The organism is Marinilactibacillus psychrotolerans (assembly GCF_900101525.1).
Taxonomy (GTDB): Bacteria; Bacillota; Bacilli; order Lactobacillales; family Carnobacteriaceae_A; genus Marinilactibacillus; species Marinilactibacillus psychrotolerans.
This window is the reverse complement of the sequence record NZ_FMZD01000008.1, coordinates 46,366-67,157: the sequence shown is the minus strand read 5'-3', so window position 1 is coordinate 67,157 and position 20,792 is coordinate 46,366. Positions and strand designations below refer to the sequence as shown.

Here is a 20,792-nt window from a genome sequence, read left to right as displayed (position 1 = left end):
TTAATCTTTTATTTGTCAAAATCCCATACACTGATTCCTGTTAGAGGATCAATCATTCTTCCGATCTTGTTCTGTACGGGGATAATGGTAATTTCTCCTGTATATCGAACAGTAGCTTCCGTCAGATGCCCCGCAATGATAGAAGGCTCATTTGCGTCATTTAAGTACGAAAAGCTTGCATGACTATGCAGAAGAGGACTTTTATTATCATCCATTGAAATATTCCCCATTAATGATACTAGTTCAAGCATGCCCGTTTTTTTATGATCTATAAAATCATCTTTTTCCGACAGATAGGTAGAGACAATGACTTCTTTACAGGCTCCGATTCCTTGAAAATAGCCGGATAAAATATTTTCTTTTTTACAAATCTGCTGAATATGATCCAGAATTTCTTCATCCTTATCAATTCTCACAAAAATAATATCGTCTATTTTTTTATAATCCATATACTCTTCCTTTCAAAATACAACAAGATTTAAATTTACTTGTTATCATTTCTATCAAATTATGCTTGCTTAAGTTCTTTTCTTAATATAACAACTTTTCCAAAGCTATGGCTGCTTTCGAGAAACTCATGAGCTTTAGCGATATCTTTCAATTCAAATACTTTCTCTGGTTTGATTACAATTTTATTTTGCTCAATAAATTCCAACAATTGGTTCAACTTATTTCCATCAACATTAGCTGAGTGAAAACTAGTCATATAACTATTTATCTGAATATCCATAATGGGATCAAACTCTTCTAAAAACCATTTTCCACCCAGTTGGCCAGTACTGCAAAGAATGCCTTGTTCATTCATATGTTTAAAGCTATTTTTCACTGTTGCTGGACCAATTAATTCCAATATTTTATCGTAGTTTTTTTGAGTCTGTAATTGACCACTGCTGTCTTCTATGACATCATCAAACCCCGCTTGAATTAAATCATATTTTTTAGACAAGCTTCTACTCGTTCCATCTACCACAATATGGTTAAACTGCCCTTTTACTAAATTTAAAAAGGCAATTCCGACACCACTAGTGGCTCCACGTACTAAAACTTTATCACTTTCTTTAATCAGCAGGTTTTTCATCGAACCGAAAGCAGTATAATACGTTTCAGGAATCGTTGCTAACTCTTCCCATGATAAATGGGTATCTACGGGGTAAATTTGTTCATTGGGCAGCAAAACATACTCTGCATAGCTTCCATCAAAGGCTCTCCCCATTTCTCCCATAATTGAAATGACTTTTTGTCCTACAGGCAATAAATTTTCGTCGCTGGTTTCTTCAACAACCCCTACACACTCAATACCTAGAATGCGAGGAAATTCTACGGATGGAGATTGACCTTCTCTAGTAAATATCTCAGAATGATTGACGCCGAAACCCATAACTTTAACTAAAGACCAGCCTTTCTTTAAAACTGGTTTTGGTACTTCTTCATAAATTAATTTATCGGGTCCTCCAGCTTCGTAAACAGTTACTGCTTTCATATTAGTCCTCCAATTCTAAGTTTCTTAAAGTGAACTTTTCAATTAAATATAAAATGACATTACTGCAAATGCATAAAAAGATTGTCAGCAGTGATCCCCAGACAATTTTTACTATGCTTTGTGTTCTTAATCCATCAAATAAAACAGTTCCTAAGCCACCAGCATTGATTGTAGCTGCAATGGTTGCTATTCCGATGATTGAAGTCAACGCTAAACGAATACCACTGAATATGGATTTAGAGGCTAGAGGTAATTGGATTCTGAAAAAAACTTGATGATCAGTCATGCCCATTCCTCTGGCAGATTCAATAATCGTAGGGTCAATCTGTTTAATACCTGTTGAAAATGTGCGTAATAGAATATATTCACTATATAAGGATAAAACAATGACAGCCGTAGTGGTTCCTAAACCACTTAAGGGAATCAAAAGGGCAAAAAAAGCATAGCTGGGGATAGAATATAGTGCTGAAAAAAAATAAGTTAAACTACTTACCCATTTTTGATTATTTAAACAAGTAAGAATAACGACCATCGCAATAGCCAGCGCTACGACTATAGATATGGTGACTAACTGTAAATGATCTAATAATGCTTCTATCAATCTTGTATGGTAATCACGCCAGTACTCAATCATTTTAACATCCTCCATAGAGACTCTTCTTCATAAATGGTATCTAACAGATCTTTGACAAATTCAGTCTCGGGATTTTTAATAATATTTTTAGGTGTATCATATTGACTGATTTTTCCTTTGTCCATGATCATTACTTTGTCTCCAAGATAAAAGGCTTCATTGATATCATGTGTGACAAATAGGAAAGTTTTTCCATTTAGTTCCTGGTGTATCAGTTTGATTTGTTTTTGCAGTTCTTTTCTTGTGATGGCATCTACCGCACCAAAAGGTTCATCAAGCAACATGATCTGAGGATTAGCTGCTAAGGCTCTAGCCACTCCTATACGCTGTTGTTGTCCGCCAGATAGCTGATTTGGGTGACGATCACTATATTCTTCATAAGGAAGTTTGACTAATTCCATCAGTTCTTTTACACGAGACTGAGTTTTTGTTTTATCCCAACCTAATAGCTCCGGGACTGTCGCAATATTTTTTTCAACGGTCAGATGAGGAAATAAACCGATTTGTTGGACTACGTATCCAATTTTTCGTCTCAATTCAATCAAATTGATTTGTTCGATATTCTGTCCGTTAATTTCAATCACTCCGCTATCAGGTTCAACTAAGCGATTAACCATTTTCAATGTTGTTGTTTTACCAGATCCTGAGGAACCTAATATTGTAATAAATTCTCCAGCTTCTACCTCAAAGGAAAGATTTTCAATGATTGTTTCTGCTCCAAAAGTTTTTTGTATATGTTTAAAATTAATTGCTGAATTCGACACGGTTTTTCGACACCTTTCTAATAATACAGTCTAGGATAAACATACTGAATAAGGATAGGATCGTAACGGTTCCTCCACCAATCAATAATAAGTCCATGCGGTATAATCCTAAGCCAGTAAAAATTAAAGTTCCAAGGCCGCCGGCACCAATATAGGTTGCAAGATTAGCACTAGCGATGATCTCTACTAATGATAACTTTATCCCATTTAATATAAAAGGGATGGCTAAGGGAATTTCGATTTTGAGCATTAATTGATTTGAGTTCATACCTAATCCTGCAGCGACTTCTTTTGTAATGGCAGGAATTTCATTGAATCCAAGAATTGTATTAATCAGAATGGGTGGAATAGCTAAAAAGACCAGGGCAATTAAAGCAGGTAATTCTCCTACACCAATAATTGGAATTAAGATAAATAAAATGGCTAAGCTTGGAATGATTCTTAGTAACTGAGAGGACGTTGTGAAAAATTCAGCAACCTTCTTATGTTTATAGCTGATATATCCCAGAGGAACTCCTATAATCAAGGCAATCAGTAAAGCAATCATGCTTAATCGAATATGCTGTATGAGGTATTCTGCATACTGAGTTCCATTGCTTTCAAAATATTGAATGATTTCTGTCAACAAATTAAACTCCTCCATAAAACTGATGAGATTCTAACCAGTAGTCAAAATCAGTAATAATTTTATTTAATTCCCGTGCTCTTTTGGTCAATTCAAATCGTGTTCCTGAATAATGGTTTATTTTTATCAATAATTGATCATTATACATTTCCCATATGCTTGTTACTAAGAGTAATCTCTCTGGGGATAAACAATCAATTGAAAAGAAATCCATTAATTCATTAAAGGATACATTTGTTCCTTCACTTTCTTCCATAAATTTTAAAACCATAATTTTTATAGGATGATTGATGACTGTAAAAAAAATTTCTAGAGAATCCATATTAATAACTCCTCTCTATTTTCATTATAAATTTATAAATAAATAAAAGAAGTACGCACTTTTTTATTAGATACTTACAAAAAGGTAAGTGACTAATAAAAAAGTGCGTACTTCTCAACTAATGACTATCGACTTACAATAGAGTAAGAAAGCGAGGAATCTAATTATGAAAAAAATTGTAAGTATTTTAGCTGCAGTCTTTGTATTGCTTTTAGCAGGTTGTTCATCTAGTGAGTCAAACAAAGAAATAAAAGTTGGTTCAAAAGATTTTACTGAAAGCTTAGTAGTCAGTGAACTCTATGCTCTAGCATTAGAAGATCAAGGATATACTGTTGAAAGAGTACCGAATATTGCAAGTTCAGTCATTCCAGAATCTATTGAAAATGGAGAAGTAGATTTGTATCCAGAATATACAGGTACAGCTTTATTAACGATCTTTGAACTTCCATTGGAAACTGATCCGGATTCTGTTGCAGAAACAGTTAAAGAAGCATATGAAGAAGATGGAGTATTAACGACCCTTGAATATGCAGAAGCGAATGATTCTGCCGGTATTGCAATCAAGACGAGTGTATCAGAAGAATATGACATTACAACATTGAGTGATTTACAAGCGAATGCGGATAAAATCCGTTTTGCTTCTCAAGGTGAATTCGATCAGCGTGAAGATGGTTTGCCTGGTTTGGAACAGGTGTATGGAGAGTTTAACTTCCAATCTTCAACAGTTTACGATAATAGTCTGAAGTATCAAGTCTTACTGAATGATGAAGCAGACGCAACTCCTGCCTATACGACAGAAGGACAATTGTCTAATACCGATGAGTTCACTATTTTAGAAGATGACAAAAAATTCTGGCCACCGTATAATCTTGTTCCTGTTGTTCGTCAAGACGTTCTAGAAGAAAATCCGGAAATAGAAACAATCATTAATGGTATCAACGAAAACTTAGATACAGAAACAGTTATTGAACTTAATGCTCAAGTGGATATTGATGGAGAAGATTATCAAAAAGTTGCACAAGATTATTTTGAATCATTAAATTAATGCAAAATTGTTTAACAACATCATAGTAGGAGGAAATAATATGTCAAATGGTATTTTATATTTAGTGGAACTAGAAGTCTCTGAAGGAAAAGAAGAGGCATTACGCGAATTAGCAAAAGAAATGGTAGAAAGTACAGCAAAAGAACTCGGAACGTTAAACTATCACTGGGCATTAAATGGAAATATTTGTCATACCATAGAACACTACGAAAGTAATCAAGCTACAGCTGATCACTTAGCACATTTTAATGAAAATTTTGCTGACAGATTTATGGCATTGGGTACGGTAACAAGCTGTACTGTATATGGTGAACCAAATGAAGAAGTAAAAAATATTTTAGATGGATTTGGCTCAAAATATTTTTCAACTATTGAAACATACTCTCGTTAAGGAGAGTTAAACAGAAATAACCGACTAAATAAAAAAGATGATTCAAGAAAGAATATTTCTTGAATCATCTTTTTTACATCAAATTTTCTTTAATATAACTTGTTCCCCAGTCACTCATTGAATTAATAATTGGTCGTAATGAATCTCCTAACTCACTTAAAGAATATTCAACTTTTGGAGGAATCACTGCATACGCTTTGCGACTGATAATACCGTCTTCTTCCATTTTGCGCAAGTTTTCCGTTAAGACTTTCTGACTGATACCTTCTATTGATTTGTGCAATTCATTAAATCGTTTGGTTCCCTTAAGTAGTTCGCGCATAATCAATAATTTCCATTTGTTTCCGATTAAATCTACCGTGGTAGCAACTGGACAAAAAGGCAATTCATCTTTGCTTAACATATAATCCCTCATTTCAGTTATTTAAGGTTTCGAAAAGTAAGTTACTTCTTAAGTGATTGTATGATAATCTAGATACAAAATCAATACTATATAAAAATAACTGGACGCTTTTATGAATTATGTGCTGATAATTTAAATTAAATAGCGAAAGACGTAAGCATAGGCAATACGGTAATGCAGTGCTTTTTGTAAGGACACAAGTCAGTTCTTGAATTTTGAGAGTTGTAACAAAATAGTGTAAATAAAAAACTTGCCAGCAGAATCAAATTAATAATCAAAAAAAGTCGATATCTTCTGTTATAGCAGACAGATATCGACTTTTTAGCTCAATTATTTAATAGGACGACTGATTGAGAATTAATTAAAATGCACAGCTGCCGTCTTCACATAAGCCTTCATTGCTGTCGCCGACCAATTGTAAACCGGGCTTGATCCCCATTTCGTCTGCGACTTTCTGTAGGGTTTCCTGGAACAAGGCTTGCGGTTGCGCACCTGAAATCGCGTATTTACGTTCTAATACAAAGAAAGGAACGCCTTGTACACCGATTGCTCTCGCTTCTTCTATATCTTGAGCAACTTCATCTGCATATTGGTCACTAGAAAGTACTGCCTGAGCCTCTTCTTGTGATAGTCCTACTGACTCTGCAATACTCAACAATACTTCGTCATCATTCAATGCAAGGTTATCTGTGAAGTGAGCAGATAATAATGCTTCATCTATATCTGATCCTTTGCCTTGGCTCTCCGCAAATTTAGCCAGACGATGCGCTTTTTTTGTATTCGCATTTTTCATTTTAGAAAAGTCATAGTTCAATCCTACAGATTTAGCACGATCTGCTACGCTTTCAAACATTCCTTCAACTTGACTTTCAGACATTCCTTTTTTCTTCATCAAGCTTTCTTTAACCGGCGAGTCATCTTCTATAGAAGTTGTAGGATCCAATTCATAAGCTTTAAATTCGACGGAAACTTTACCGGCCAATCCAGTTTCTCTAATAGCTTGTTCTAATTCTCTTTTACCGATATAACAAAATGGACAAACATAATCTGACCATACTTCGATTCTCATCATTAAATGTCACTTCTCTTCCTAAAAGTAAGTTAGGTTCACTATAACAAGAGTACATCATAAAAACAATTAAATTTTATAATAAGGGAGAAAAATTTTGATAAATTTAAAGAGATAGATGCTTTAAAATAAATTGTATAGTTCGGGTTTTTTAGTCATAATCTGCTTTTTAATTTTTAAAAATTTTTAAGTATATTAAAAGGCGAACTATATATTAAAATAAGATGGCAAATACTCGCTAATAGGTTGACTATGATAGGGAGTATATTTAGTATGAAGTTAAATGAATACATTGGTTAATTGTTTAATGAAAATTGTTCGTGTTTTATTTGTTTATTCTTGAGAGGAGAACTTTATTTGGAAAAAAAAGAGTTGCTTTACGAAGGAAAAGCGAAAGAGCTTTATGAGACCGATGATCCAGATGTTCTTTGGGTCAAATATAAAAATCAAGCAACAGCAGGTAATGGTGCCAAGAAAGAAAATATTACCGGTAAGGGTAAATTGAATAACCAAATTACTAGTATGCTATTTGAAAAGTTAAAAGTAAAAGGAATCAATAGTCACTTCATTAAACAACTCTCTGAAACAGAGCAACTCATACAAAAAGTCAGTATGTTTTCACTGGAAGTTGTCGTTCGTAACGTAGCTGCAGGAAGTTTTTCCAAGCGTTTAGGCGTAGAAGAAGGAGAAAAACTCTCATTCCCCATATTAGAATTTTATTTAAAAGAAGATGCATTGAACGATCCTATTCTCAATGATGATCATGTCCGCGTATTAAAGCTTGCTACGGATAATGAAGTTTTGGAAATCAAAAAAAAGGCAATGGAAATTAATCAAGTGTTGATTGGATTATTTGAAAAAATGAACATTCGACTAGTTGATTTCAAATTGGAATTCGGAAAGACAAGTGATGGATCCATCATACTGGCAGATGAAATTTCACCAGACACTTGTCGTTTATGGGACTTGGATACAAATGACCGTCTGGATAAAGATGTGTTCAGAAAAGATCTGGGAGATATTATTCCGCTTTATCAGGAAGTTTTGACTCGTTTAAACCAACTTTAAAAGGAGAACTGATCATGTATAACGTAAAAGTATATGTAACCTACAAAGAATCCATTCTAGATCCTCAAGGAGAAGCCGTACGCGGTGCTGTTCATCGTATGGGATTCGATGAGATTGAAGATATCAGAATGGGAAAGTATTTTGAAATCAAAGTAGCAAAACAAGCAGACCGAACAGTTGAAGAAACGATTGAAACCATTTGTGATAAGTTGCTCGCTAATGTAGTAATGGAAAGTTACCGTTATGAAATTGAAGCAGTAAAGGAGACGGTATAACTATGCGGTTTGCAGTTATTCAATTCCCCGGTTCAAATTGCGATGTGGATCTGCTTCACGCAATCAGAGATGGTGTTGGCGAAAAAGCTGAATACGTCTCACATATGGAAACAAGTTTAGATGGATTTGATGGGATACTTTTACCTGGGGGATTCTCATATGGAGACTATCTGAGAAGTGGTGCAATCTCTCGTTTTTCAAATGTTATGAGCGAAGTCAGACGTTTCGCTGAAGAAGGCAAGCCAGTTTTTGGTACATGCAATGGATTTCAGATTTTAGTAGAAGCAGGCTTGCTTCCAGGTGCATTACAGAGAAATAAACATCTGCACTTTATCTGCAAATCTGTCCAATTGAAAGTTGAAAATAACAAGACGAATTTTACTTCATTATATGAACAAGGCGAACAATTAACGATTCCGATTGCACATGGAGAAGGCAGCTACTACTGCGACCCAGAAACCTTGGAAGAACTGGAAAGAAATAATCAGATCGTCTTCACCTATGCGTCAGAGAATCCTAATGGTTCAGTAGCAGATATTGCAGGAATCATCAACAAAAAGGGAAATGTACTGGGTATGATGCCACATCCTGAACGAGCAACAGAAGAATTGCTTGGCTCAAGTGACGGCTTAAGGTTCTTTCAGTCCATGATCAAGAACTTTGTAAAGGAGACCGCTAACGTATGAAAACCATTCAGGAACCGACAGCACAAACCGTTAAAGAACAGCGTATCTATGCAGAATGGGGCTTAACGGACGAAGAATATCGCATGATCTCAGAAGATATTCTGGGACGCTTACCGAATTATACGGAAACTGGACTGTTTTCAGTGATGTGGAGTGAGCATTGTTCTTACAAAAATTCTAAACCAGTTTTACGTAAGTTTCCAACTAGCGGTCCACAAGTTTTACAAGGTCCTGGAGAAGGAGCCGGAATTGTTGATATCGGTGATGGACAGGCAGTTGTCTTCAAAGCAGAAAGCCATAATCATCCTTCTGCCGTTGAACCTTATGAAGGAGCAGCTACTGGAGTTGGCGGAATCATCCGCGATATTTTCAGTATGGGTGCGCGTCCAATCGCATTACTGGATTCACTTCGCTTTGGCGAATTAGACAATGAACGGACAAAATACTTGCTGGAAGAAGTCGTAGCTGGAATTGGTGGATACGGAAACTGTATTGGAATCCCGACTGTCGGCGGCGAAATCGGGTTTGACCCAGTATACAAAGGAAACCCACTAGTCAATGCGATGTGTGTGGGCTTGATCGACCATAAAGACATTCAAAAAGGCCAGGCAAAAGGTGTCGGCAATACGATTATGTATGTAGGCGCCAAAACAGGTCGAGATGGTATTCATGGAGCCACATTTGCCTCCGAAGAATTCAGTGATGGAGAAGAATCTGAACGTTCAGCGGTTCAAGTTGGAGATCCATTTATGGAAAAATTATTGATGGAAGCTTGTCTGGAACTGATCCAGAACTATCAGGATATATTGATCGGAATCCAGGATATGGGTGCTGCCGGTCTTGTTTCATCCAGTTCAGAAATGGCTTCAAAAGCGGGAAGCGGCATGGTACTGAATCTAGATGATGTCCCGCAACGTGAAACCAATATGACGCCTTATGAAATGATGCTGTCCGAATCACAGGAACGCATGCTAATCTGTGTGAAGGCAGGATCGGAAGACAGCGTTAAAGAACTGTTTTCAAGATATGAATTAGATGCTGTAAATATTGGACATGTTACAGACGATGGGCAGTACCGTTTATTCCATCATGGAGTACAAGTAGCAGACTTGCCAGTCGATGCACTGGCAGAAGAAGCGCCTGTCTACAACAAACCTTACACTGAGCCAGAGAGAATCAAAAGATTTAAAGCATTAAAAGCATTTGAGCCTGTCGTAACCAATGCAGGGGAAACGTTGAAGCAGTTATTAAAACAACCAACAATCGCGTCGAAAAAATCGATTTTTGAAACATATGATTCCATGGTCCGCACGAATACTGTCGTAGGACCGGGAAGCGATGCGGCTGTCTTACGGATTCGCGGAACCCAGAAAGCTTTAGCAATGACGACAGACTGCAATGCCAGATACCTTTATCTGAACCCGGAAAGAGGCGGACAGATGGCTGTCGCAGAAGCAGCAAGGAATATTGTAGCAAGCGGAGGAGAACCACTAGCGATTACAGATTGTCTGAATTACGGAAATCCGGATAAACCAGAAGTATTCTGGGAACTTTGGACGTCTGCTGATGGCATTTCAAAAGCTTGTGAAACACTTGGAACCCCAGTGATTTCGGGAAATGTTTCTTTATACAATGAGACGAACGGTGAAGCCATTTATCCTACACCAATGATCGGGATGGTCGGGTTAGTCAAAGAACTCGCTCATGTAACCACTTCTGACTTTAAACAAATTGGGGATAAGATTTTTGTAGTTGGCGAAACAAAACCTGACTTTAACGGAACGGAAATTCAGAAAATGCAGCTTGGTCGTATAGAAGGTGAACTTTTCGACTTTGATATTGAAAAAGAAAAGGACATTCAAGATAAAGTATTGGAAGCGATCAGACGAGGATGGATTCAAAGTGCTCATGACCTTTCTGAAGGTGGACTAGCAGTAGCTTTAGCAGAATCAGCCTTTAAAAAAGGATTCGGTATGGACGTGACGGTTGATATGCCAAAAGATTGGTTATTCTCTGAATCACCATCCAGATTCGTACTGTCAGTGAAACCCGAAAATGCAACGGCAGTAAAAGCATTATTTGATCAAGATGTTACTGAGATCGGTAAAGTGACAGATTCAAAAACAGTCGTCATAAAAACACAAGATGAGAAAACCGAATTAGAAACCAATGAACTAAAAAAGGTATGGGAGGAGGCGATTCCTTGGTTGCTGAAATCAAAAGCTTAAATGAAGAATGCGGCGTCTTTGGTGTTTGGGGACACTCAGAGGCAGCAAGACTGAATTACTTTGGATTGCATAGCCTGCAGCACCGCGGTCAAGAAGGAGCGGGGATTGTTGCCAATAATCATGGTCGTTTAAAAGGACACCGAGATTTAGGTTTGCTTTCAGAAGTGTTCAAGGATGAAAGAGAAATCGAACGATTGACAGGAGACGCAGCAATTGGTCATGTTCGGTACAGTACAGCAGGAAGCAACAGTATTTTAAATATTCAGCCTTTCTTGTTCAAGTTTCATGATGAAGAATTGGCGCTCGCGCATAATGGGAATCTAATCAATGCGACGACTTTGAGAAAAGGTCTAGAAAAAGAAGGTGCAATTTTCCATTCTAATTCTGATACAGAGATCTTGATGCATCTGATTCGCAGAAGTAAACAAAGCACGCTGATGGAAAGAATCAAAGAAAGCTTGAACGCCATTAAAGGCGCATTTGCCTACTTGATTCTGACTCCAGATGCCATGATTGGAGCACTTGATCCGAATGGTTTCAGACCTCTGTCGATCGGGCAGTTGGAGAATGGTGCTTATGTTTTGGCAAGTGAGACATGTGCATTAGATGTAGTTGGAGCGACGTTTGTTCGTTCTGTTCAACCTGGAGAAATCGTCATCGTAAATGATGATGGTTACCAGATCGAGAAATATACAGAAGATACAATGCTTCAAATCTGTTCTATGGAATACATCTACTTTGCTAGACCCGACTCTAATATTGCAGGTGTAAATGTGCATACGGCCAGAAAAAATATGGGTAGAAGACTCGCACAGGAAGCGCCGATCGAAGCAGACATGGTGATAGGTGTGCCGAATTCTTCGTTATCTGCGGCAAGTGGATATGCAGAAGAAAGTGGGATTCCTTATGAAATGGGATTAGTGAAAAATCAGTACGTTGCTAGAACGTTCATTCAACCGACGCAAGAATTGCGGGAACAAGGTGTACGAATGAAATTATCAGCTGTCAGCGGGGTCGTAGCAGGGAAGAAAGTGATCATGGTTGATGATTCGATCGTTCGTGGTACTACAAGTAGACGGATCGTACAGCTCTTGAAAGATGCCGGTGCAGCAGAAGTTCATGTTCGAATCTCTTCACCGCCACTAAAATATCCATGTTTTTATGGAATCGATATCCAAAATCAGAAAGAATTAATTGCAGCGGAGCAGACAGTGGAAGAAATCCGGGAAACCATTGGAGCAGACAGCTTATCCTTTTTAAGCGTAGATGGAACAGTAGAATCTATTGGACTACAATTTGACGCACCTTACAATGGCTTATGTATGGCTTACTTTACTGGTGATTATCCAACGCCATTATATGATTACGAAAAAGATTACAGGAATACACTAGAAAAAAACAATGAACGTGCTCCACTGACAACATAAAAATTTTAGAATCAATTAAATCACAAAAAGAAGATAGGAGATCTAGCACAATGGGAAATGCTTATGCCAACGCTGGGGTAGATGTTGAAGCAGGGTACGAAACGGTTGAACGCATCAAGAAACATGCAAAACGAACAGAACGATTAGGTGTTATGGGTGCTTTAGGTGGTTTCGGAGGGGTGTTTGACTTATCTCAAATAGAGGTTAAAGAACCTGTGCTCGTTTCGGGAACAGATGGCGTAGGAACTAAACTGCTGCTGGCGATCCAGCAGGACAAGCACAATACGATTGGAATCGACTGTGTCGCAATGTGTGTGAATGACATTCTGGCTCAGGGAGCTGAACCTCTTTATTTTCTAGATTATATTGCAACAGGAAAAACTGTTCCAGAACGAATGGAACAGATCGTTGCCGGAATTTCTGATGGGTGTGTACAAGCCGGCGCAGCGTTAATTGGGGGAGAAACAGCTGAGATGCCAGATATGTATGAAGAAACTGCGTATGACCTTGCAGGATTTTGTGTAGGGGTAGCAGAAAAATCCGGATTACTCACAGCAGATAAAGTAAAAGCTGGAGACAAATTGATCGGACTGCCATCAAACGGTATTCATTCAAATGGGTATTCACTAGTAAGAAAAGTGTTTTTTGATAAGAATGGATATACATTGGAAACGATGTTTGAAGAATTAAACGGCAAAACGCTTGGGGAAGAGTTGCTGGAACCGACAAGAATTTATGTTTCAGCCGTTTTGCCTTTAATAAAAGAACAATTGATACAAGGTATTTCTCACATCACTGGAGGAGGATTTGTAGAAAATCTTCCTAGAATGCTGCCGGAAGGGTTGGCAGCTAAGATAGAAAAAGGGACATGGGAAATACCGGGTATTTTTAAATTGCTTGAAAAGGAAGGGCAATTAAAGCCTGAAGAGATGTATGAGATTTTCAATATGGGCATCGGTATGGTACTGGCCGTTTCTGAAGATAAGGTTGAGAAAGTTCTGAAAGAGCTAAAACATACGGGAGAAAAAGCTGCTATAATAGGTGAAGTTGTTGAATCTTCAGGAGATACAAATGAGGCGATTGTGTTTGAATAAAGAAAAAAATATTAAAATCGCCATTTTTGCTTCGGGAAGCGGAACAAATTTTGAAGCTGTCGCCCAAGCGGTCAAACACGGAAAAGTCAAGGGAAGTCTTGAGTTGCTGGTTTGTGATAATGTTGAGGCTTATGCTTTAAAACGAGCTGAAAAATTAAAGATTCCTGCCGCAGTTATTTTGCCTAAGTCTTTTATATCAAAAAAGGAATTTGAATTAAAAATATTAGAGCAACTACGGGTACATTCGATCGATCTGATTGTCTTGGCAGGATACATGCGCATTGTAGGAGATACATTACTTGAAGTTTATCCTGAGAAGATTTTGAATATCCATCCTTCTTTGCTGCCTGATTATCCTGGAAAACAAGGAATCAAGGATGCTTATAATGATGGAGCAATAGAAACTGGTGTAACGGTTCATTTAGTAGATCAGGGGATTGATACAGGACCAATATTGGCACAAGAAAGAATCATGATTGAACCCGAAGAAACACTCAATTCTCTTGAAGAAAGGATACACAGAGTAGAACATAAATTGTATCCAGCAGTTATTCAACAGTATATTGAAACGCTACAAAAGGAGCAGGTATATAGATGAAACGAGCATTAATCAGTGTATCAGATAAAACAAATATTGTAGAATTCGCACAAGCTTTAGTCAAGCAGCGAGTTGAAATTATTTCAACAGGCGGAACAAAAAATGTGCTTGATGAAGCCGGCGTACCCACTGTTTCTATTGATGAAGTAACTGGATTTCCAGAGATGATGGATGGACGGGTCAAAACTTTGCATCCCCTGATTCATGGAGGACTACTTGGTCGTAGAGATTTAGATAGTCATTTAGATGCAATGAAGGAACACAACATCCAACCGATTGACTTTGTCTGTGTAAATCTTTATCCATTCAAAGAAACAATTTCAAGAATGGATGTAACACCAGAAGAAGCGATTGAGCAAATCGACATTGGTGGCCCAAGTATGCTGCGCAGTGCTGCAAAGAATTTTGCTTCGGTTACAGTGGTGGTTGATGCAGCAGATTATACAAAGGTAATAGAAGAACTGCAGACAAATGGCCAAACAAGCTTAGAAACCAGAAAAGCATTAGCGGCTAAAGTGTTTCGCCATACGGCCAGCTATGATGCGCTGATTGCAGATTACTTAACTGAACTGTCGGGAGAAGACGCAGAGTCGGTAACCGTTACTTATAATAAAAAGCAATCCCTGCGCTATGGAGAAAACAGCCACCAGTCGGCAGTATTTTACGAAGATCCTATGGCGAGTGGGTTTTCTATCGCAAAAGCAACACAGTTACATGGGAAGGAACTGTCTTACAACAATATTAAAGATGCAGATGCAGCGATTCGTATGGCACGTGAATTTGACGAACCGGTTGCAGTTGCAGTGAAACACATGAATCCATGTGGAATCGGAATTGGTGAAACAATTGAAGAAGCTTTTAATCGAGCTTATGAAGCAGACAGTATCTCTATCTTTGGAGGGATTGTTGTTATAAACCGTGAAGTCTCTCTTGCCGTAGCGGAGAAACTACATCAAATCTTTTTGGAAATCGTTATTGCTCCTTCTTTTTCAAAAGAGGCATTCGATTTACTGAGCTCCAAGAAAAATATCCGACTACTGGAACTGGATTTTTCTAAAGCTGCTGAAGCGGGTAAAGAAATGGTCTCTGTTCTAGGTGGTTTACTGATTCAGGCTCAGGATTGGATAGCTGAATCGGACAAGCCTGAATGGAAAGTCGTTACGGAAACAAAGCCAACAGACGAACAAATAAAAGCATTAGCGTTAAATTGGAAAGTTGTAAAACATGTTAAAAGTAATGCCATTGTTGTCGGTAATACAACCCAGACACTAGGAATTGGTGCTGGACAGATGAACCGAATTGGAGCAGCGAAAATTGCAATCGAGCAAGCTGAAGACCAGGCTGAAGGTGCAGTGCTGGCAAGTGATGCCTTTTTCCCAATGGATGATAGTGTAGAATATGCAGCGAGACATGGCATAAAAGCCATTATTCAGCCCGGTGGAAGTATTAAAGATCAAGCTTCTATTGATAAGGCAAATGAGTATGGTATTGCCATGGTCTTTACTGCTACTCGTCATTTCAGACATTAAAGAACGAACGAAAGAGAGTAGGATCTCTTTCGTTTATTACATAACCTGTGAAAAGAGGAACTGTTATGAATCTATTTGTTATCGGTAGTGGAGGACGTGAACATGCATTAGCTAAAAAGTTAAAACAAAGTACGAAAGTAAAAACTGTATTTTGTGCTCCCGGTAATGCGGGAATGAAAAAAGATGGTATAGAAGTTATAGATATTGACCAATTAGAGCATACGCAATTGATAAAATTTGCGAAAGATAACAATATCGAGTGGACGATTATCGGCCCAGAAGTGCCCTTGCTTAACGGATTAGCAGATGACTTTAAAGATGCAGGACTAAAAGTATTCGGGCCTTCAAAAAAAGCCGCAAAAATTGAAGCTTCTAAAGAATTTGCAAAAGAATTAATGATCAAAAAGCAAATCCCCACAGCCAAATATAAATCATTTAATCAATATGAAGAAGCGAAGCAATACATCAATGAACAAGGAGCTCCAATCGTTATTAAAGCAGATGGCTTAGCTGCTGGGAAAGGTGTAGTAGTAGCGGAGACGATAGAGGAAGCACAAATGGCTTTGACAGAAATGATGCAAGAAAATAAATATGGAAAGTCTGCTTCAACAGTTGTAATCGAAGAATGCTTAAAAGGAGAAGAATTTTCTCTAATGGCTTTTGTGAATGGGGAAAAAGTTTATCCGATGCAGATTTCCCAGGATCATAAAAGATTACTAGAACAAGATAAAGGTCCGAATACTGGAGGGATGGGAGCGTATTCTCCAGTCCCTCATATTTCAAAGGAAATAGTAGAAGAATCCATAGAGAAAATTCTTAAACCTGTGGCACAAGGAATGGTAGAAAATCAGACGCCCTTTACAGGAGTATTATATGCTGGAGTAATGGTAACTGAAACAGGTCCGAAAACAATCGAATTCAATGCGCGATTTGGAGACCCAGAAACTCAAGTTGTCTTAAACAGACTAGAGTCCGACCTGGCAGAAATAATTACCACTATCTTAAACAATGAAGAACCACTTTTGAAATGGAAAGAAACCGGTGTGGATTTAGGTGTAGTTGTTGCAGCAAAAGGCTATCCAGAAGATTATCAAAAAGGGATACCGTTGGCTTTTCTTGATACAATGGATATTGATATCTATTATGCAGGTGTAAAAAATAAAGGCACGAAACTTATTTCAAATGGTGGTCGGGTCTGCTTGTTAGAAGCCTTTGGAGAAACGATTGAACAGGCGCAAGAAAAAATTTACAGTGAGCTGAACAAGGTGAATGATGCGCAGTTTATTTACCGCAAAGATATTGGGGATAAAGCAAAGTGAGTGAAGTGATAGTCTGAATGCTGGCGTACGGGCGTTCCTATTTATTTTTTCGCCAAAAGAGCTTGCTTCTGGTATATAATTGATAAAATAAATAAGCTATCGATGCGACTCTTATTGAGAAGCATTCGATAGCTTTTTACGTAATTAAGGTAAAGTATAAAAATATAGAATTTTTTGAGTCGCAAAAAAATGAGAAAAAAGATTTGTGTAAAAATTCTACTGGATATTAGCAAGATATTATTCAAAATTAAGGGAGATATCGTTTGTCTCTTTTGCCTAATGTTCTAGAAGAGAGTGCCTGAAGCAGTCCACTGTTGACTGAAAGACCTAACGCAATTGCGCCTGAAACAAGGAACGTTTCCGTTGCGTACATAAAGGCGAGATCAGAATTACCTTCAATAAAAGAACGCATCATATTATAAGCAGATCCTCCAGGCACTAAAGGAATGATACCAGGGATTGCAAATACGATTACCGGCATTCGGTAGTAACGAGCAAACCATTGACTGCAGTTCGCCACTAAAAAAGCAGCAGCTCCAGCACCAACAAAATAGTCTAACTCTAGCTGGAAGGATAAATAATGATAAACAACCCAACCTGTCGCACCAGCTAAGCTAGACGCTAGAATTGTACGGGTAGGAACATTATATAAAATCCCAAAGCCTATCGTCGCTATAAATGCAGCAAGAAAATAAGTAGTATAATCCAGTAACATGGTAAGTTCCTCCCTGTGATAAAGTTTTTAGAGTATTCTGCAGTATCTTATAAAAATGTTAATACCATAGCAATGCCAATTCCTATTGCACCGGCCGTCAGTAGGGCTTTTGCAACGACTGCTACACCTGCTAAAAGGTGTCCGGCCATTAAATCTCTGAAGCTATTGGTGATTGCCATCCCGGGAACTAGGCACATCACGCTTCCAATAATAATTGTATCAACATTATTTCCTAATCCTAAGGAAATAAATAGAACAGCACATAAGCCAATAAAAAAAGCAGCAAGCATTTCAGCAAAAAAACTGACATTCGTCCAGCGGTTTACGAAATCAAAAAGCATATGACCTAGACCGCCAGCAATAAATGAAGGTAACATATCTTCATAGGTTCCTCCGAACAGTAAAGGGAAACACCCACAAGCACAGGCAATGGCTAAGTTTCTCTGCCACTGCTTGAAATTCCGGGGCGTATATTTTATTTCTTTTAATTTATCTTTTACTTCATCAGGTGAAAGAATCTGTTGGGATAATTGTCTAGAAAGGTCATTTACTTTAGCAACTTTTTCAAGGTTTGTTTGTCTATCTGTCATTCGCAGTAATTCAGTATGATCCTGTTTGTCTCTACCTTGGACCGTTAAAATCAATGCGGTGGGGACAACAAAGACGTTGATATAAACTAGATCATAACTTTTAGCAATACGATATAATGTATCTTCTACACGATAAGTTTCTGCTCCATTTTCAAGCATAACTCGTCCGGCTTCTACGCAAACATCTAATATGTCAGCTACTGGATAAGATTCCAACGCTTCCCTCCTTCTAGAATTCTCAATATGCTTAGTATAACGATTTTGGCAGAAAAAATCGATAGTGAAACCAGTCGATAGCAAATTTAAAAGTAAAGTGAGAATTGATAGAGATTCTCTCAATAATTTATTAAGTAAAACAAGGAATTCACATAATAATATAATTAAGTGAGGCGCAATTAATTTGAATATGATTTATCTCTTTTGTACCAACAAAATTATGCTACAATAAACAGGATGCGAAGATGAATGTATAGACAAAAATATTTAACTTTTTATAATCTATAAAAAACACAAGAACTTGAAAGGATTGATTATTATGTTAGACCATCACGTAGGAAAGTTTACGGAACAAAGTCAGTTAATCAAAGAGATTGCTTCTGGTTTAGAAGTTTTTTGGGAGAATCCATCTTACTTACCAGTCGAAGAAGCAAATAGAAAAACAAAATATTCAATGAAAGATATTGAAGATGCGGAGGCGCGATTACAAAGATTTGCTCCGTACATTAAAATCGCTTTTCCTGAAACAGAAGAATCAAATGGTATCATTGAGTCCGAAATAATAGAGATTACAGCGATGAAAAAATGGTTGAATGAGATCAATAATAAAAATGTGGAAGGAAATCTCTGGCTGAAAAGAGATGATATGCTTCCGATTTCTGGAACGATCAAAGCAAGAGGTGCGATCTATGAAGTTCTCAAACATGCAGAAACGATCGCGTTAGAACAAGGATTACTCAAAAGTATTGAGGAAGATTATTCGGTTTTTTCCAGTAAAGAATTCAGAGATTTTTTTGCAACACGTCATATAGCAGTTGGAACAACAGGGAACTTAGGCATAAGTGTTGGAAGAATGGCCAGCAAGCTTGGATTTAATGTTACTGTTCACATGTCGGTTGAAGCGAAACAATGGAAAAAAGATTACTTGCGTTCTAAAGGTGTTAAAGTTATTGAGCATAAAACGAACTTTTCAAAAGCTGTAGAGCAAGGGCGTGCAGAATCTAATGCTAATCCTAACAGTTATTTTGTAGACGATGAACATTCTGAAGAATTATTCCTAGGATATACCGTTGGGGGATATCGTATGAAGAAACAACTTGAAGATAAAGGAATTATTGTCGATGAGAACCATCCACTGTTTGTTTATTTACCATGTGGTATTGGGGGATCTCCTAGTGGAATCACATTCGGACTGAAACAAGCTTTTGGAGATAATGTTCACTGTATTTTTGCAGAGCCAACTAAAATGCCTAGTATGTTACTTGGTTTAGAGTCAAAACTTTATGATGAGATTTCGGTAGAAGAAATTGGACTCGGCGGAATTACTGTAGCAGATGGGTTAGCTGTACCTAGAACATCTGGTTTAGTAGCTAAATTAATGCATAATTATTTCAGTGCTGGCTATAGTCTTAAAGATGAAACATTCAGACGGCTCCTTTGGAATCTGTATGATAAGGAATCTGTGTTTCTGGAACCAGCCGCTGTGGCTGGACTAGCAGGTCCGCACAAATTATTAGTAAGCAAAGAAGGCCAAAACTACTTGAAAAAGAATAACTTAGAAAATAAACTACATCAAGCAACACATATCGCCTGGGCTACTGGAGGATCCATGGTGCCAGATGATAACAGAGAAGTTTTCCTTGAAGAAGGAAAAGCAGTGAGCGAACAACTGGCTAAATTTTAATAGTGAAAAGATTTTTATAAATAATTATAAAAAATAGAATTAAAACTGAGTGAAATATAGGTGTAAATACATATATCACTCAGTTTTTTTATAATAATTCAGCAGATAATAAACAAATTTAAAGTTAATTTAAGAAAAACTCTTTACATTTTATACCCTAGGGGGTATATTAGGGTTGTTGATGAGACATTAGTGAATTGTAAAACGTATAGAAAATTTTGGAATAAGGAAATTGGTAAAAGAAAGAAGGAAAAAGATGATTAATTTCCCTATAGCGAATTCGATTGAGGAAATCAGAAATTTTGTTTCAGCGAATACTGTATCATTTATATATATATCAAGAGAAGGATGCAGTGTGTGTCATGCAGTAAAACCAAAAGTCCAAGAAATGTTAGAGGAATTTCCAGAGATAAAACCTATGCAGGTGAGTGCAGATGATGTCCCGGAAGTAGCAGGAGAATATACGGTTTTTACAGTGCCGGCATTATTGTTGTTTATAGAAGGGAAAGAAATGTTTCGCGAAGCACGCTTTGTAGTAATGGATGATTTGCATGATAAATTTGAACGGATAGTAAATAATTACGAAATCGCATAAAAAAGTGTAGTTATGTAAAAATGATAGGAATATAA

23 protein-coding genes are annotated in these 20,792 nt (G+C 37.4%); 13 read left to right on the top strand and 10 right to left on the bottom strand.

Going from position 1 to position 20,792, the window contains the following annotated elements; genetic code table 11:
* Positions 1 to 8: 8 nt before the first annotated feature.
* The 6 genes from BLT22_RS06020 to BLT22_RS05995 are packed head-to-tail and all read right to left on the bottom strand — an operon-like array spanning position 9 to position 3,825.
* Positions 9 to 449, bottom strand: coding sequence for a PPC domain-containing DNA-binding protein (locus BLT22_RS06020; protein WP_091761621.1), 441 nt, complete (start codon positions 447 to 449; stop codon positions 9 to 11).
* A 59-nt stretch (positions 450 to 508) separates the two neighbouring features.
* Positions 509 to 1,480 (bottom strand): zinc-binding dehydrogenase, encoded by a 972-nt coding sequence (locus BLT22_RS06015; protein ID WP_091761619.1) that lies wholly within the window; start codon positions 1,478 to 1,480, stop codon positions 509 to 511.
* A 1-nt stretch (position 1,481) separates the two neighbouring features.
* Positions 1,482 to 2,114, bottom strand: coding sequence for an ABC transporter permease (locus BLT22_RS06010; RefSeq protein ID WP_091761617.1), 633 nt, complete (start codon positions 2,112 to 2,114; stop codon positions 1,482 to 1,484).
* Positions 2,111 to 2,878, bottom strand: coding sequence for an ABC transporter ATP-binding protein (locus BLT22_RS06005; RefSeq protein WP_091761615.1), 768 nt, complete (start codon positions 2,876 to 2,878; stop codon positions 2,111 to 2,113). Before BLT22_RS06005 ends, BLT22_RS06010 begins: the two co-directional genes overlap by 4 nt.
* Entirely contained in the window at positions 2,859 to 3,521 is a 663-nt protein-coding gene (locus tag BLT22_RS06000; RefSeq protein WP_091761613.1) for an ABC transporter permease, read from the bottom strand. Before BLT22_RS06000 ends, BLT22_RS06005 begins: the two co-directional genes overlap by 20 nt.
* Positions 3,508 to 3,825: a hypothetical protein gene (locus BLT22_RS05995; RefSeq protein ID WP_091761611.1), complete on the bottom strand. Its 318-nt coding sequence runs from the start codon at positions 3,823 to 3,825 to the stop codon at positions 3,508 to 3,510. The genes BLT22_RS06000 and BLT22_RS05995 overlap by 14 nt, the downstream gene beginning before the upstream one ends.
* A 166-nt stretch (positions 3,826 to 3,991) precedes the next feature.
* Here BLT22_RS05995 and BLT22_RS05990 point away from each other — a divergent pair, with 166 nt between their 5' ends.
* Positions 3,992 to 4,870 carry a glycine betaine ABC transporter substrate-binding protein gene (locus BLT22_RS05990; protein ID WP_091761609.1) on the top strand — a complete coding sequence of 293 codons (879 nt, stop codon included), beginning with the start codon at positions 3,992 to 3,994 and terminating at the stop codon, positions 4,868 to 4,870.
* A gap of 40 nt (positions 4,871 to 4,910) precedes the next feature.
* On the top strand, positions 4,911 to 5,261 hold the full coding sequence (locus tag BLT22_RS05985; protein WP_091761607.1) for a putative quinol monooxygenase: 351 nt from the start codon (positions 4,911 to 4,913) through the stop codon (positions 5,259 to 5,261).
* Between the two features lie 73 nt (positions 5,262 to 5,334).
* Here BLT22_RS05985 and BLT22_RS05980 read toward each other — a convergent pair whose 3' ends face one another.
* Both BLT22_RS05980 and BLT22_RS05975 read right to left on the bottom strand, forming a co-directional pair.
* A complete protein-coding gene (locus BLT22_RS05980; RefSeq protein ID WP_091761605.1) occupies positions 5,335 to 5,664 on the bottom strand; it encodes a winged helix-turn-helix transcriptional regulator in 330 nt (109 codons plus the stop codon).
* A 361-nt stretch (positions 5,665 to 6,025) separates the two neighbouring features.
* On the bottom strand, positions 6,026 to 6,736 hold the full coding sequence (locus BLT22_RS05975) for a DsbA family oxidoreductase (protein WP_218127245.1): 711 nt from the start codon (positions 6,734 to 6,736) through the stop codon (positions 6,026 to 6,028).
* Positions 6,737 to 7,090: 354 nt separating this feature from the next.
* Here BLT22_RS05975 and purC point away from each other — a divergent pair, with 354 nt between their 5' ends.
* The 9 genes from purC to purD all read left to right on the top strand — a co-directional run bounded on the left by purC (position 7,091) and on the right by purD (position 16,957).
* Positions 7,091 to 7,801 carry a phosphoribosylaminoimidazolesuccinocarboxamide synthase gene (purC, locus tag BLT22_RS05970; protein ID WP_091761603.1) on the top strand — a complete coding sequence of 237 codons (711 nt, stop codon included), beginning with the start codon at positions 7,091 to 7,093 and terminating at the stop codon, positions 7,799 to 7,801.
* Between the two features lie 14 nt (positions 7,802 to 7,815).
* Positions 7,816 to 8,076 (top strand): phosphoribosylformylglycinamidine synthase subunit PurS, encoded by a 261-nt coding sequence (gene purS / locus BLT22_RS05965; RefSeq protein ID WP_087058131.1) that lies wholly within the window; start codon positions 7,816 to 7,818, stop codon positions 8,074 to 8,076.
* Positions 8,077 to 8,078: 2 nt separating this feature from the next.
* Positions 8,079 to 8,762, top strand: a complete 684-nt coding sequence (purQ, locus tag BLT22_RS05960) for a phosphoribosylformylglycinamidine synthase subunit PurQ (RefSeq protein WP_091761601.1) — start codon at positions 8,079 to 8,081, stop codon at positions 8,760 to 8,762.
* Entirely contained in the window at positions 8,759 to 10,990 is a 2,232-nt protein-coding gene (purL, locus tag BLT22_RS05955) for a phosphoribosylformylglycinamidine synthase subunit PurL (RefSeq protein ID WP_091761598.1), read from the top strand. The genes purQ and purL overlap by 4 nt, the downstream gene beginning before the upstream one ends.
* Positions 10,966 to 12,417 carry an amidophosphoribosyltransferase gene (gene purF, locus BLT22_RS05950; protein ID WP_091761596.1) on the top strand — a complete coding sequence of 484 codons (1,452 nt, stop codon included), beginning with the start codon at positions 10,966 to 10,968 and terminating at the stop codon, positions 12,415 to 12,417. The genes purL and purF overlap by 25 nt, the downstream gene beginning before the upstream one ends.
* Before the next feature lie 50 nt (positions 12,418 to 12,467).
* A complete protein-coding gene (gene purM / locus BLT22_RS05945; RefSeq protein WP_091761594.1) occupies positions 12,468 to 13,511 on the top strand; it encodes a phosphoribosylformylglycinamidine cyclo-ligase in 1,044 nt (347 codons plus the stop codon).
* Positions 13,512 to 13,521: 10 nt separating this feature from the next.
* On the top strand, positions 13,522 to 14,109 hold the full coding sequence (purN, locus tag BLT22_RS05940) for a phosphoribosylglycinamide formyltransferase (RefSeq protein ID WP_091761695.1): 588 nt from the start codon (positions 13,522 to 13,524) through the stop codon (positions 14,107 to 14,109).
* Positions 14,106 to 15,638: a bifunctional phosphoribosylaminoimidazolecarboxamide formyltransferase/IMP cyclohydrolase gene (gene purH, locus BLT22_RS05935; protein WP_091761592.1), complete on the top strand. Its 1,533-nt coding sequence runs from the start codon at positions 14,106 to 14,108 to the stop codon at positions 15,636 to 15,638. Before purN ends, purH begins: the two co-directional genes overlap by 4 nt.
* Before the next feature lie 65 nt (positions 15,639 to 15,703).
* Complete coding sequence (purD, locus tag BLT22_RS05930) at positions 15,704 to 16,957, top strand: phosphoribosylamine--glycine ligase (protein WP_091761590.1); 1,254 nt, start codon at positions 15,704 to 15,706, stop codon at positions 16,955 to 16,957.
* Positions 16,958 to 17,204: 247 nt separating this feature from the next.
* On the opposite strand, the gene BLT22_RS05925 is transcribed toward purD, so the two are convergent.
* Together BLT22_RS05925 and BLT22_RS05920 are read right to left on the bottom strand one after the other, a co-directional pair.
* The gene (locus BLT22_RS05925) at positions 17,205 to 17,672 is read right to left on the bottom strand and encodes a threonine/serine exporter family protein (RefSeq protein WP_091761588.1); all 468 of its coding nucleotides are present in this window, start codon (positions 17,670 to 17,672) and stop codon (positions 17,205 to 17,207) included.
* 47 nt (positions 17,673 to 17,719) lie between these two features.
* On the bottom strand, positions 17,720 to 18,478 hold the full coding sequence (locus BLT22_RS05920; protein WP_072693917.1) for a threonine/serine exporter family protein: 759 nt from the start codon (positions 18,476 to 18,478) through the stop codon (positions 17,720 to 17,722).
* 319 nt (positions 18,479 to 18,797) lie between these two features.
* On the opposite strand from BLT22_RS05920, the gene dsdA reads away from it, so the two are divergent.
* Together dsdA and BLT22_RS05910 are read left to right on the top strand one after the other, a co-directional pair.
* Positions 18,798 to 20,162, top strand: coding sequence for a D-serine ammonia-lyase (dsdA, locus tag BLT22_RS05915; protein ID WP_091761586.1), 1,365 nt, complete (start codon positions 18,798 to 18,800; stop codon positions 20,160 to 20,162).
* Positions 20,163 to 20,418: 256 nt separating this feature from the next.
* Positions 20,419 to 20,757 (top strand): thioredoxin family protein, encoded by a 339-nt coding sequence (locus tag BLT22_RS05910; RefSeq protein WP_091761584.1) that lies wholly within the window; start codon positions 20,419 to 20,421, stop codon positions 20,755 to 20,757.
* Positions 20,758 to 20,792: the final 35 nt, after the last annotated feature.

What these genes read in the sequence shown, in the direction of transcription:
- BLT22_RS06020 (WP_091761621.1), bottom strand. Translation starts at nt 449, where the DNA reads ATGGATTATAAAAAAATAGACGATATTATTTTTGTGAGAATTGATAAG.
- BLT22_RS06015 (WP_091761619.1), bottom strand. Translation starts at nt 1,480, where the DNA reads ATGAAAGCAGTAACTGTTTACGAAGCTGGAGGACCCGATAAATTAATT.
- BLT22_RS06010 (WP_091761617.1), bottom strand. Translation starts at nt 2,114, where the DNA reads ATGATTGAGTACTGGCGTGATTACCATACAAGATTGATAGAAGCATTA.
- BLT22_RS06000 (WP_091761613.1), bottom strand. Translation starts at nt 3,521, where the DNA reads ATGGAGGAGTTTAATTTGTTGACAGAAATCATTCAATATTTTGAAAGC.
- BLT22_RS05995 (WP_091761611.1), bottom strand. Translation starts at nt 3,825, where the DNA reads ATGGATTCTCTAGAAATTTTTTTTACAGTCATCAATCATCCTATAAAA.
- BLT22_RS05990 (WP_091761609.1), top strand. Translation starts at nt 3,992, where the DNA reads ATGAAAAAAATTGTAAGTATTTTAGCTGCAGTCTTTGTATTGCTTTTA.
- BLT22_RS05985 (WP_091761607.1), top strand. Translation starts at nt 4,911, where the DNA reads ATGTCAAATGGTATTTTATATTTAGTGGAACTAGAAGTCTCTGAAGGA.
- BLT22_RS05980 (WP_091761605.1), bottom strand. Translation starts at nt 5,664, where the DNA reads ATGTTAAGCAAAGATGAATTGCCTTTTTGTCCAGTTGCTACCACGGTA.
- BLT22_RS05975 (WP_218127245.1), bottom strand. Translation starts at nt 6,736, where the DNA reads ATGATGAGAATCGAAGTATGGTCAGATTATGTTTGTCCATTTTGTTAT.
- purS (WP_087058131.1), top strand. Translation starts at nt 7,816, where the DNA reads ATGTATAACGTAAAAGTATATGTAACCTACAAAGAATCCATTCTAGAT.
- purQ (WP_091761601.1), top strand. Translation starts at nt 8,079, where the DNA reads ATGCGGTTTGCAGTTATTCAATTCCCCGGTTCAAATTGCGATGTGGAT.
- purL (WP_091761598.1), top strand. Translation starts at nt 8,759, where the DNA reads ATGAAAACCATTCAGGAACCGACAGCACAAACCGTTAAAGAACAGCGT.
- purM (WP_091761594.1), top strand. Translation starts at nt 12,468, where the DNA reads ATGGGAAATGCTTATGCCAACGCTGGGGTAGATGTTGAAGCAGGGTAC.
- purH (WP_091761592.1), top strand. Translation starts at nt 14,106, where the DNA reads ATGAAACGAGCATTAATCAGTGTATCAGATAAAACAAATATTGTAGAA.
- purD (WP_091761590.1), top strand. Translation starts at nt 15,704, where the DNA reads ATGAATCTATTTGTTATCGGTAGTGGAGGACGTGAACATGCATTAGCT.
- BLT22_RS05925 (WP_091761588.1), bottom strand. Translation starts at nt 17,672, where the DNA reads ATGTTACTGGATTATACTACTTATTTTCTTGCTGCATTTATAGCGACG.
- dsdA (WP_091761586.1), top strand. Translation starts at nt 18,798, where the DNA reads ATGTTAGACCATCACGTAGGAAAGTTTACGGAACAAAGTCAGTTAATC.
- BLT22_RS05910 (WP_091761584.1), top strand. Translation starts at nt 20,419, where the DNA reads ATGATTAATTTCCCTATAGCGAATTCGATTGAGGAAATCAGAAATTTT.